Annotated in this window: 8 protein-coding genes; 3 read left to right on the top strand and 5 right to left on the bottom strand. The window is 70.7% G+C overall.

Features of this window, described 5'->3' with window-relative positions; genetic code table 11:
- The first annotated feature begins 494 nt into the window (after positions 1-494).
- Together WMF17_RS45595 and WMF17_RS45590 are read left to right on the top strand one after the other, a co-directional pair.
- Positions 495-1046 carry a hypothetical protein gene (locus WMF17_RS45595; RefSeq protein WP_437599817.1) on the top strand — a complete coding sequence of 184 codons (552 nt, stop codon included), beginning with the start codon at positions 495-497 and terminating at the stop codon, positions 1044-1046.
- Positions 1047-1058: 12 nt separating this feature from the next.
- Positions 1059-1271 (top strand): hypothetical protein, encoded by a 213-nt coding sequence (locus tag WMF17_RS45590; protein ID WP_437599816.1) that lies wholly within the window; start codon positions 1059-1061, stop codon positions 1269-1271.
- A gap of 157 nt (positions 1272-1428) precedes the next feature.
- Here the strand turns inward: WMF17_RS45590 and WMF17_RS45585 are convergent, their stop codons facing one another.
- A complete protein-coding gene (locus tag WMF17_RS45585) occupies positions 1429-2682 on the bottom strand; it encodes a YkgJ family cysteine cluster protein (RefSeq protein WP_437599815.1) in 1254 nt (417 codons plus the stop codon).
- Positions 2683-3148: 466 nt separating this feature from the next.
- Here WMF17_RS45585 and WMF17_RS45580 point away from each other — a divergent pair, with 466 nt between their 5' ends.
- Positions 3149-4642: a DUF4215 domain-containing protein gene (locus WMF17_RS45580; protein ID WP_437647188.1), complete on the top strand. Its 1494-nt coding sequence runs from the start codon at positions 3149-3151 to the stop codon at positions 4640-4642.
- A gap of 152 nt (positions 4643-4794) precedes the next feature.
- On the opposite strand, the gene WMF17_RS45575 is transcribed toward WMF17_RS45580, so the two are convergent.
- From WMF17_RS45575 to WMF17_RS45560, 4 genes are all read right to left on the bottom strand, one after another.
- Positions 4795-6384 (bottom strand): MSCRAMM family protein, encoded by a 1590-nt coding sequence (locus WMF17_RS45575; protein ID WP_437647186.1) that lies wholly within the window; start codon positions 6382-6384, stop codon positions 4795-4797.
- 258 nt (positions 6385-6642) lie between these two features.
- A complete protein-coding gene (locus WMF17_RS45570; protein WP_437599812.1) occupies positions 6643-7134 on the bottom strand; it encodes a hypothetical protein in 492 nt (163 codons plus the stop codon).
- Between the two features lie 742 nt (positions 7135-7876).
- The gene (locus WMF17_RS45565; protein WP_437647184.1) at positions 7877-11353 is read right to left on the bottom strand and encodes a DUF4215 domain-containing protein; all 3477 of its coding nucleotides are present in this window, start codon (positions 11351-11353) and stop codon (positions 7877-7879) included.
- Between the two features lie 140 nt (positions 11354-11493).
- Positions 11494-12135, bottom strand: coding sequence for an NAD(P)-dependent oxidoreductase (locus tag WMF17_RS45560; RefSeq protein ID WP_437599810.1), 642 nt, complete (start codon positions 12133-12135; stop codon positions 11494-11496).
- Positions 12136-12172: the final 37 nt, after the last annotated feature.

Raw genomic sequence — 12172 nt, 5'->3', positions numbered from 1 at the left:
AGCGAGCCCCGCGAACACCTGACGCGCTGGGCTAGCCCTGGCGGGACTGTTCCGCGGGGACGAACCGCCGCGATCCGTCGCATCCCCGGGGATCTTGGCGCCAGGTACGGGAGCGGCCCTCGCAGAGAAGGCGAGCAGGACGCCAGCCCTGGAGCGGGGCGGCGCGGAAGAGAAGGCGAAGGAGCGAGGACCGGAGACGAGCGAGGCTCCGTCAGCGGGCGGAACGCCGGTGCCAAGGCCGCCGCGCACCACGAAGCAGGGGAACCAGGTGGAACAAGCATCTAGGGTGGCAGCGTGTGTGACGCACCGGGTTCCCATGCGCGCGCTGCTCGGCTCGATCCTCGGCTTCCTCCTGGCCTTCCCCTCGCTGCGTCGCCTCCTCGCTCCCTTCCTGGATCTGCTCGGTCCCCTCGCCCCCTCCCGCTGTCCCTCTGGCATGTCGTTCGCAAAGCCATTCCGTGCGCAACGAGCGCCGTCGCGCGGAGGGGTGGCTCATGCACACCAGGATCGCCCTTGCCCTCGCCGTGCTTGTGGGAGCGCCGGCCTGTGGAGCACCAGAGGAACCGAGCCGAGGGGTAGAGGAGGACGCCGGCGAGGAGGACGCCGGGCCCGCACCGCGTAGCTTCGTGGTGGCGCTCGACCGAGCGACGACGGCCGAAAGCGTGATCCCGCAGATCGTCCAAGCCGGGCGGCCCGAGCTCGCGGCGGCCTGTGCCGACAGCCCCGAAGCGCTGGTCCGCATCTTCAACCCGCTCGACCCCGGCGCCTTCGCGGACGTGCCCTGCGCCTCGGTGCTCCATGGCGGCGCCGTGGCTGAGGACACGAGCCCCGCGCCGCTCTTCGAAGAGGGCGACGAGCCGATCGAGACGGATCAGCAGGCACTGAGCCCCTTCTCCCTCGGGTGTGCCGTCTTCGTGTTGGGGTCCAGTCTCATCGCCACCCGCGCGATCTGCCCGAGAGCGCGCAATCCGCGCGACATGAAGCGCTGCCAGAACTGGTCAGATGCAGGCTTCGGAGGCATCTCGATCATGTGCGCCTTCTTCTGACCGCCGGTGGATATGCACAAGATCCCGAGAACCATAGGGATTTTCATCTCCGGGGCTGCGCTGATTGCCGCCGCCCTGACCACGCCGTCGGAGGCGCGCGGCTACTCGTGGGGGGACATAGCGCACCTCGGGCTTCCGCTCGCGCTCTTCGTGTATGCCAGATGCTGGCTGGACGAGGGTCGGGCACGCGAGCGGCGCGCCCGTGGTGTGCCGGACGAGGACTAGCTAGTACTACAGCCGCACATCGGTGAGCACCGAACGAACTGGGCTCCACCAGTGTGCGAACGAGCCAAGCGTCCCGATCGTCCGCCCGCTCATCGAAATCCGCGGAGATTCCGCGACGTGCGGCTGTAGTACCAGGCGGGATTTCTGACGCGCCGAACTAGGCCTCGGTCGCCAGCAGGGCCCGTAAGCCCTCGCGCTTCGTGAGGAGGAGCCAGCGCAGGTTCTTCATGAGCTTGCCTTGCTCCGAGAGGGCGGCGTGGCTCAGGAGGGTGAGCTCGGCGACGCTGATGCCCTCCCGGACGTCCTCCAGGGAGACCTTGACCCGGCCGTCCGCCGCGGCGCGGCAGCGGGCGAAGCGGGAGATCACGACGGTGGCGAGCGACAGGTCGAGCACGGCGGCCAGGAGGTGCCGGGGCGCCGAGAAGATGTGCCGGCGCTGGAGCACGACGCGCAGGTAGTCCTTGACGACGGTCCCCTCGTCGCCGGCGAGGAAGCGATCGACCGTCCTCACCCGCTGCAGCTTGAACGGCCTGGGGATGAACAGCAGGTCGACGGTGCCTCGCCCGAGCATCCAGGCGACCTTGTTCCCGAAGCTGCGCAGCGCCTGGAGCTCCGTCCACGAGGCCTTCTCGACGCGGTGGGCCTCCAGGACCCGCGACGGATAAGAGAGGTTGCCGAGGAGATAGGCGAACAGCACCCGGGCATAGAAAGAGGGCTTCTTGCGGGGCTCGAGCGGCGCGGGCGCCTCGGCGCTGGCGTGCGCGAGGGCGGCGTCGACCGAGGCGTCCGCGGCGCGGCCTCCGCCCTGAGGGAGGGCGCGCTCGAAGGCGGCTGTCCAGTCGTAGAGCCGCGCCAGCGTCGACGCCGGCGAGGCGTCGGTCGCGAGCTGCTCTTCCCAGTGCTTCACGGCGCGCAGGTACTGCGGCTGGGGGAGGATGACGCCGCTCAGCGTCGCCAGCGCCTTCGACATCCGCTCGGTGTCGCCGCGCTGCTGGAGCTTGGCCTTGAGCTGGCGGTCCACGGGCTTGCCGTAGTTGTCGCGGATCGACGGGCAGAGCTGGGAGAGCTGCGCGACAACGACGTCCTTCTCATCGCGGACGAACCCGAAGGGGAACGCCTGGCACGATTTCGGGATGTACTCGTGGCCAAACCGCTTCTGCATGCTGCAGAGCATGTCGTCGTCGAGGAAGACGCACTGGAGCCGGTGGTCCTTCTCCCGCATGGGCAGGACGCCGCGCGAAATGACGAGGGCCCCCTCGTCCCCGGCGCGCTCCCGCACCCAGGGCTCGGCGAGGTACCGCCTGGCTTCGTCGCTGCTGAAGCGGATGTTCCACGGCAGCCGGCAGCACCGAGCCGGGCAGTCGCGGCACTCGAACTTCTGGTCCGGCGGAGAGGAGAGCTTCGTCGCCATGGGGCGGCGGACGATACAACGCGACGGCGAGCTGCGCTCTCGATCCGCGTCCGCGCCTGCCGGTTCACCGCCGGGCCCCGGCCGCGCCGGGCCAAGCGAGCGGGAGGGCTCAGGCGTGGCAGGACGCGACCGCCGGGAGAACGACAGACAAAAGTACAGCGCCGCCGGGGCCTCAGGGGGGCGAAGGCCACGCGGCGGCGCTGGTCTCCCATGAAGCACTGACCATGCCATCCGGAGGATCCCTAGAACCCGCCAGAATTGCGGCAGTGCGTCGGGGACATCCCTTCCCTGTTTCGATTCTGAAACGCCGCGATCTCAGCGTTGAACGATTGTAAGGACAATTTCCTTACCACTGCATTTCGCTATGGACGCAATTATTACAGTCCTTCCTGACTTTTCTCCCGGTGGGACACGTGGTGGCGTACACGGCGTCACGAGCGCCGTACTTCTACCAAGGAGAAACAAGATGCGACTTGGTCTTTCTCTGTCAGCGGTTGCCGCGATGTGCCTGTCGGTCGCCGCGTGCGGCGACGATGATCCGAGCTCGCCAGGGGCGACGGCCGGCACGGGCGGCGACGGCGGTGACGGCGGCCGGGGCGGCGACGGCGGCCAGGGCGGCGGCGACGACGACGCCCAGGGTGGCGACGGCGGCAGCGCCCCGGAGGCGAAGGCGGACGGCGAGGCCTGCGCGGACAACGAGGAGTGTCTCGGCGGGCTCTGCTTGACGGAGGAGTTCTTCGGGTGGGCGGGCGGATACTGCTCTTCGCTCTGCGACGCGGAGCTCTTGCCTTGCGCGGCTGGGTCCGAGTGTCTGCCCCAGGGCAGCTACTCGCTCTGCCTCACGTCCTGCGGAGAGACGGCCGACTGCGGGAGAGCGGGGCAGACCTGCATCGATGTGAGCGGGGACGGCTGGCAGATGTGCGTTGGCGGCTGCGACGCCGATACGCAGTGCGAGGGCGCCTGCGACGACGATTTCGGGTTCTGCACCGCGACGGGCGAGGCCTGCGACAACGCCGAGGACGACGACGGAGACGGCCTGCAGGACTGCGAGGAGCGCGACTGCTCCGCGCTGAGAGCGTGCTCCGAGGGCATCACGGCGGCGTGCGCGGAGGCGACCGACGTGTCGGCGGGAGGGGCGTTCACCGGCACGACCGAGGACGGCACCAACGTGTTCGGCGCGATCTGCTCGGGCCTCGGCACGTACGCCGCCGGCGGGGGGCTCAAGGAGAAGGTCTTCCAGTTCGTCGCGCCGGCCAGGGGCGTGGTCCAGATCGCCGCGCGCTCGACCGCGCCGGAGAGCGAGTTCGACTGGTACGTCCGGACCCGCTGTGACGACGCGGCGACGCTGCTCGGCTGCCTTGTTTCGTTCGCCCCGGACGCCGCCCCCGTGGAGCTCCTCGTCGACACCGGCGACACCCACGTCATCTTCATCGAGGCCCTGAGCGGGGCAGACACGGCGTATGAGCTCAACGTGTCGTTCGTGGAGCAGGTCTGCGGGGACGGAGAGCTCGTCGGCACGGAGGAGTGCGACGACGGGAATGCCGTCGACGACGACGTGTGCACGAGCGCGTGCGTGGTGAACACCTCGTTCCTGTGCGCGAACGCGGCGGCGCTCACGGAGGCGGAGACGGCAGGGGACACGTCCGAGGGCACGGAGGGCTTCACGGGGTCGTGCGGGGGCGCCGGAAAGGAGCTCGTGGTCCGGTACACCCCCGCGGCGAGCGGCGACGTGACGATCACCGCGACGCCGGAGGGCAGCACCGATGTCGTCCTCTACGCGCGGACCGACTGCACAGACCGGGACAGCGAGCTCGCGTGCTCGGATGATCCGCTCGACGCCGCGCTCCCCGAGTCGATCACGGTGACGGCCACGGCGGGAGAGCCGATCGACATCTTCATCGACAGCTACGGCGCCAGGTCCTCGGGGCCGTTCAGTCTGACGATCGCACCGGCGGAGTGAGCTTTAGGTGAGCGAGGGCGCCCCGCGGGGGGCGAGCTCGCCGCGATTCCACGGCAGGGGCCGCGAGAGGCGCGTGCCGGGGCGAGAAATGCGAACCGGCCGTCCGGGAGGCGCCGCCTCCGGACAGCCGGGGATCGCCGCCGACGCTGCGTTCACTGCGGTGGCGGGGTCGCAACCTCCTTGCCCTTGATGCTCGGCAGGTCGACGACCTGGAGATCCATCGTCGTGACCTCGCCCGGCTTCACCCGCATGCCGGCGCCGACGCTCGTCGACTCGACGTTGATGATGTAGGGCCCGGGCGGGAGCCCGGACACGCGGTACGAGCCGTCCTCCGCGGTGACGGGGTAGTACATGCCGATCGCGCCCTCGTCCCCGACCGAGGTGGCCACCATGAGGCGAGCTCCGGGGAGCGGCTTGCCGCCGACCGTGACGCGGCCGCGAACCTGCCCGGTGCCCTGGGGCGCAAGGACGATGTCCTGCTGCGTGGTCTTCCCCTCCTGGATCTCGACGCCCGCCAGCATCACCTGCTCACCGTGCCGCAGGATCACGCGGAGCGGGCCGGCCGGGACCTGGTCGAAGCGGAAGCGGCCCTCCGCGTCGCTCACCGTGTTCACGAAGCCGATCGGCCGGTGCGCCAGGGTGAGCCGGGCGCCAGCGATGGGCTTGCCGTCAGCGTCGCGCGCCACGCCGGAGAGGCTGCCGCCGGGCGACATCACGAGCTTCACCGGCGAGAGGCTGTCGCAGCTCGAGACCTCGATCTCCGTCGAGCTCACGGCGTTGCTCCCGTCGTAGCCGCGGACGAGCACCGTGCCCTTCGGCACGTGCGGCAGGCTGAACGAGCCGTCGTCCTCGGTCTGGGCCTGGGCGGCGGCTTCCATGGCGACGTTGCTCATCTCGCCGACGACGAGCAACGACTCGGCGTCGACGTACACGCCCGGCAGCGGAGCGCCGGACGGGTCCACCGCCCGGCCGGTCAGGGTACAACCCTTGGAGAGGGTCAGATCCACCTTCTCGACATCCCCGGCGCGAACGATGATCAGCGAAGAGAACGCCGGCGCAAACTCGGCCGCCGTCGCCCTGACGGTGAACTCCCAGGAGGGCAGCTGATCGATGCGGAACGAGCCGTCCGCGCTCTCGAACGTGCGAGAGAACAGGGGCGGCGTCGCGGGGGTCTCCGCCGTCACCGACGAGAGGACGTCGATCGCGAAGCGCCGCACGGGCTCGCCCCGCTCGTCCAGCACGCGCCCCTCGACGACGCCGCTCTTCGGCAGCACGAGGCTCACCGCGTCGCCGGGGTGGGCCGTTGTCGACGTGGTCCCGTACCCCTCGGCGCTCGCGCTCAGCTGGTAGGTGCCGTCCGGGAGCGTGAGCTCGAACCGCCCGCTGTCGTCGCTCCTCACGGAACCTGCCGCCGAGAGCACGTTGCCGGCCACCTCGAAGGTCGACGCGACGACCGTCACGCCCGCGATGGTGCTCCCGTCGGTCCCGTAGACATGGCCGCTGATCGTGGGCCGCGCCTCCGGCCGCGCCGCGAGCGCGCCGCCGCGGAGGAGCGCCCTGTTGCGATAGCGGACGCGCTTCTCCGCCCCCGCGGCCGGGGCCCGCGAGCCGGCGGTCTGCTCGTCTCGCGGGCGGAGGACGAGGAAGAGCGCGACACCGGCGAGGGCGGCCAGGAGCAGTCCGGCGGCGATCCACAGAGGCCGGCGCGAAGGTTTCCGTTGCGACGTGTTCGCTTGCATCATTGTTCCTCCAGACAAATGGACCTGGCGAGAGCTCTGCGCCTGACGCTCGACGGAGGCGGAGAAAGAGAAAGGGGCTGCCGGCAGCAGCCGGCGCCCCTCCTCCTCGATACTGATCCGCATGACGCGATCGGCGAGCGCCTCCCCGTCCTGCCCGGGGCCGTTACAGAGGGCTTTCTGCAGGGAGGCTCCCGCCGATCGGCCGAGCGCTGGGCGTCGTCTTGTCGCCGGATGGAGACCGGTCTTAACGACGCACCGGCATCAAGGGCTCGTTGCTTGAGTCATCGAGAAGCTCTGGGGTATCGACAGCGCCGTATTGAACTGGCACACGCCCTTGATCACGAAGTTCACGCCATCCTGCATCGCGCTCAGCCGCGCCACGCGCGCCTTCTGCTGCCGAGAATTGTAGCCCCAGTTCTCGTAGAGAGGGTCGTTGTAGAGGACCGCGTCCGCCGGGTACACCGCGCGGTACTCGCAATCTTGATCCAACGACGTCAGCTCCTCGTGAACGAGCATGTTGGAGCACGACGGCAAACCATAATCGGTGCACCATTTGACCGCGCTGATGCAGGTGTCGTTCCACATACTGCCCGCCTGCTCGACCCAGGAGAACGCGACCCTACCGCAGGGGACCTTCCTCAGCCCCGTGTTGAGCGTGACCTTGTAGACCAAACCCTCAGGGAGGGCCATGGCGCTGCCAGAGACCGACACGACCGCCGCAAAGGCGAGCGCCCAACGAGCAATCTTCTTCATGAGAAATACCTCCGAGGAATCGAATCTGTGGTGAAGTTTGATGCAGATACCTATCCAGATCGTCAGCCAAGGGATCCATGCCCCGGGGCCTGCGCCAGGAGAGCGGTGCCCGACGGGTGCGACGCGCGTTGTCGTCGGCCCGTCATGGCCACGCCCCCGGAGGAACCCGCCCCGAGGTCATGCCGCGAACAACAGGAGACTATTCTCCCCGCGGGCTCACGCAAGCACTTTTGACTGGCATCTTTCCGGTCGAAAACACGACGGAGATAGAACCAGAGAGAATAACGACACTCCTCGACTGTGCTCTCATACCCTCTGCCTGGAACGCACCCCATGGCGCTCCCACATCCAGCCGAAATATCACGCACCCGCGCCGCGAGAGGCGCTGTGCGGCGGCGCCGCGAAGAGCGGTCCAGGCCCGCGTGGCCGGGAGGACGCCGGCGCAGGCGCGCGCCGGGCGCGAGAGGAGGGAACACGGGGAACCCGCGCGGGGCCCACGCGCTCGATTCACGAGGCGCCTTGTGGGCCCTGCCCCTCCATGGGACGCCGATGAGCACCGCGGAGCCACACCGCAGGGCGGCGCGACGGAGCACGGCAGTCCCGCGATGATGGCATATCAAGAACTCGAGTCGTCGCGGCGCGCCGGGTTCGTCCCGGCCTCCCGGCGGCGCCCGGAGCGGGCGCGCGGCATGCCGGCTGGACGTGGGGCGCGGAGGCCCCGGACCCCCGGCGGCGCCGCTCGTCAGCGGAGCGTGACGGCCAGCCGGTAATCGAAGAGGGCCGCGGAGCCCGAGGCGCCCGACGCGGCGCGGACGCGGAGGAAGTACGTTCCCGCCGGGAGCGCGTGCGCCCCGGGGTGGCGCGGGGCGTCCCCGGTGCCGTCGAGGATCGAGCAGCTCCCCCGGCCGCCGTCGTCGTCGTCCGCGATGAGCGAGCCCTCCGCGTCGAGCAGCGAGAGCCGGCTGTCCATCTCGAGCGACTCGCACGTCTCCGCGCCGCCCTCGACGATCTCCGCGCGGATCGACCGGCCCTCGAGGAGGTCCACGGCGTAGACGTCGAAGTCGTCGCGCTCCCGCGTGCCAGCGATGAACACATCGGAGCCGACTGGCCCGTTCGCGTCGGCGGTGGTGCCGTTCGGCTCCTCCTCGGCGCCCGCGGGCGCGAGGATCTTCACCTGGAGGAGATAGCGCGGGATCGTCGCGCCGCCGTCGCGCGCCGCCGCCTCGACGTCGTATTCGCCGGCAGGCAGCCCCACGACGAGCGCCGAGCAGCCGCCGATGCCGCCCGCATACTCGGCGTCGGAGAGCCCCTCGTCGGTCGCGACCGGAGCCCCCTCCGCGTCGAGCACGCGGAGCGTCGTGACGATACCGCCCTCGCAGCCCGCGGCGGTGCCGTCGAAGACCTCGAGGCGCACGACCGAGGCGGCCGACAAGCTCAGGTGGAATACGTCCCTGTCGCCGCCCGCGGCGATGCTCGCCGCGACGAGCGCGTCGCCCGCGATCACGAGATCGCTCGCCCCCGCTTCAGCGGGGGTGTCGTTCGGCTCGATCTCCGCGGTCACCGCCTCGAGCTGGCAGGCGGCGCTGCACCCGTCGCCGCCCGCGGCATTGCCGTCGTCGCACCCCTCCGGCGCGTCGAGGAGGCCGTCGCCGCAGACCGCGACCCGCTCGCAGCGCGGACCGCAGAGCGCGCCGCCGTCGCACTCCTCCGCGCCCTCGCGCACGCCGTTGCCGCACGAGGCGTCGAGCGAGACGCGCAGCGTGTAGCGCGCCGCCGGCAGCCCGGGGAAGCCGCGGACGCGGACATAGTAGGTCCCCGGCTCCAGGCCGCGCGCCGCGGCGCCGCCCGGGCTCGTCGAGTCGATGAGCGAGCAGGCGCCGACGCCGCCGTCGTCGTCGGACGCGAGCACGGTCACGCCGTCCGCCGCGAGGAGCGAGAGGGCGGTGTCGACGCTGTCGGCGCAGCGCGCGGGGCCGCTCGAGTCGAAGGTCTCGATCCGGAGGTCGGATATCGTCGTGAGCCGCAAGGCGAAGAGATCGACATCGCTCTCCGGCTCGATCGCGCCGGACACGAGCGCTCCCGGCGCCACAGGGCCGTTCGCGTCGGCCTCGGCGAGGGTCGAGTTGGGCTCGATCTCGTCCGTCGCCCCCTCGAGCCGGCACGCGGCGTCACAGCCGTCCCCGCCTCCGGTGTTGCCGTCGTCGCAGACCTCGGGAGCGTCGATGAAGCCGTCGCCGCACACAGGGATGCGCTGGCACGCCGGCCCGCACGCGGCGCCGCCGTCGCACTCCTCCAGCCCCTCGACGAGGCCGTCGCCGCAGACGGTCGTCGTCCGAGCGCGCAGGGTGTATCCGGCGATGTAGCCCCCAGCGAACTCCTCGACGCGCACGTAATAGGTGCCCGGCAAGGCGATGGCGGCCTGGATGCGCGAGCAGGTGTCCTCGCCGCCGTCGTCGTCCTCGGCCATCACGTCGCCATCCGGCGAAAGGAGCTGCATCACCGTATCGATGTCGCGGCAGGAGGTCGGGCCGGACGTGTCGAACGTCTCCACCTCGAGGTCGGCCACGCCGGGGACGTCGATGGCAAAATAGTCGACCTCGCCCGTCGGATAGATCGACGCGGTGAACAGCGCGCCCATCGCGGTCGCCTGCCCCGGGGTCGCCTGTTCCAGCGCGTCGTTCGGCTCGACCTCCGGGAGCGTCCCCTCGAGCTCGCACGCGGCGCTGCAGCCGTCTCCGCTCTCGGTGTCGCCGTCGTCGCATGTCTCGGTGCCGTCGACGGATCCGTCGCCGCACACCTGGATCCGCGCGCACTCCGGGGAACACCCCGCGCCGCCGTCGCACGCCTCGGCCCCCTCCACCACGCCATCGCCGCAGAGCGCGGTGAACACGACAAGGAGGTTGTAACCGGGGATCGTGGCGTCGTTGCTGAACTCCTCGACGGACACGTAATACGTGCCCGCCTGGAGCTGGGTCGCCCAGGGGGCGACGCTCGCGTCGATGAGCGAGCAGGCCTCGGGGCCGCTGTCGTCGTCGCTCGCCAGCACCGTCGCGCCGTCCACGTCGAGCAGCTGGAGGAAGGTGTCGACCCCCTGGACACACGCGCTCAGGGTCCCGGGGCTGAACGTGGCGAGCAGGATCTCCGCGCGACTCGGCACCTCGATGGCGAAGACGTCGACGTCGCCGAGCGGCTCGATCGCCCCGGAGACGAGCGCGTTCGGCCGGAGCGCGGCGCGCTCGTCGGCCTCCGCCGCGATGTCGTTCGGCTCGACCTCGGCCAGCGGGGTGTCCAGCTCGCACGCCGCGCTGCACCCGTCGCCGCCGGTCGTGTTCCCGTCGTCGCAGAGCTCCGGGCCCTCCAGCGCGCCGTCGCCGCACACCGAGGTGTCCAGCGTGAGCCAGAGCGTGTAGTCGAACGTCCCGGGCGGCGCTGTAGGGGAGCCCTGCACGCTGACGAGGTACTCACCAGGGCTCAGCCTCTCCAGCACCAGAGACGAACAGTAGTTGTCGCTGGCGATATCGTCGTGGTCCGCGAGGGTCGCCAGGCTCGCGTCGACGATCGTCACGTAGGTATCGACGCCGAGCGAGCTGCACGTCGTGCCCAGCGGGCCGTCGAGCGTCTCTGCCCTGATGCGCCCGATCGACCCATCGGGGACCGTCACAGAGAACACGTCCACATCGCCTTCGGGATCGATGAACGCGCGGATCCGGCCGTCGGGCGCGATGGCGAAGGCGTCATTGGCCGACGTGAGGCGGTCGTTCGGCTCGACCTCGCACCCGGGCTCCACCTGACATGCGCGCGAGCAGCAATCGCCGTCCTCGCTGCCGCCGTCGTCGCAGGTCTCCGAGCCGCCCAGCGCGCCATTGCCGCACCCGTCGGTGCACGTGCTCGGCGCCCCGGCGCATGCGAATCCGGGCTCGATCGCGCAGCCCGGGTCGCACCCGTCGCCGGCCGTCCGATTCCCGTCGTCGCACCCCTCGGCGGGCGCGTCGACAGCCCCGTCGCCACACACCGCGCCGGGCGCGCCGCCGCTGCCCCCATCGCCGCCGCTGCCGCCTCGGCCACCTTCGCCGCCGTCGCCGCCGGCGCCGCCGCCGCTGCCGGCGGGAGGCGCATCAATCTTGCTGCGGTCCGCGGTGACGAGCAGCTCGCACCCGCCCAGGGCCGGAGCCGCCAGACCAAGGAGCAACGGAAGCACGGTCCTGTGATCGAAAATCATGAAGTCTGAGGCCTCGGCTCGGCGTGATCATGGCAATCGCGGCTATCACGGTAGGAGCGTTACAGGCTCTCCGAGGCGCCGCGACCGGCAGCAGACCGACGCCCCGCCGTCGCGTCAAGGGACAGCGCGCGTGCCGTGCCTCAGTACGTCACGACGACCGTCTTGCGCAGGTACTCGTCGCCGTCGATCTGGGAGAGCATGAAATGCGCCACGTCCTCGCGCGAGATCGTGGGACCACCGAAGACGTAGCCGCCCAGCGGCAGGTGGTCGACGCTGGCGCGGTACTCCTTTGTGAGCCGTCCATCCGTGAGCTTGGAGGGGCGCACGACGGTCCAGGTCACATCGCTCCGGCGGATGGCGTCTTCCATGCGCGTCATGTCGGAGTGCCGGTTGCGGAGCAGCGGCTTGACCAGGAGCCGGAACCAGAGCGCGCTCTGCTGCTCCTCGCCGATGCCCGCCGAGGTGACGGCGATCAGGCGGCGGACCCCGTGCTCCTTCATCGCGCGGAGGACATTGGCGATGCCCTCGGAGTAGACGCGCGTCGGCCTCATGCCGCGCGCCCCGAGGGCGGAGAGGACGGCGTCGTGGCCGCGCACGGCGCGCGACACCTGCTCGGCATCCATGATGTCGCCCCGGAGCGCGCGCAGCCGCTCGTGGTGCGGGACAGGGAGGGTGGCCGGCGTGCGCGCGAATGCGGAGACCTCGTGGCCAGCCTCCAGGGCCTGACGGACCAACGCGGCGCCCGTGCCCCCGGTCGCCCCCAAGATCAGCAGTCTGCTCATGTGCCGCCAGCTTACCCGGTCTGCCGCGGCGGGTTCA

Origin of the sequence: Sorangium sp. So ce362 (genome assembly GCF_051519845.1) — a bacterium.
Lineage (GTDB): Bacteria > Myxococcota_A > Polyangia > Polyangiales > Polyangiaceae > Sorangium.
The sequence above is the reverse complement of the archived record's forward strand: the minus strand, read 5'-3'. Positions and strand labels throughout refer to the sequence as shown.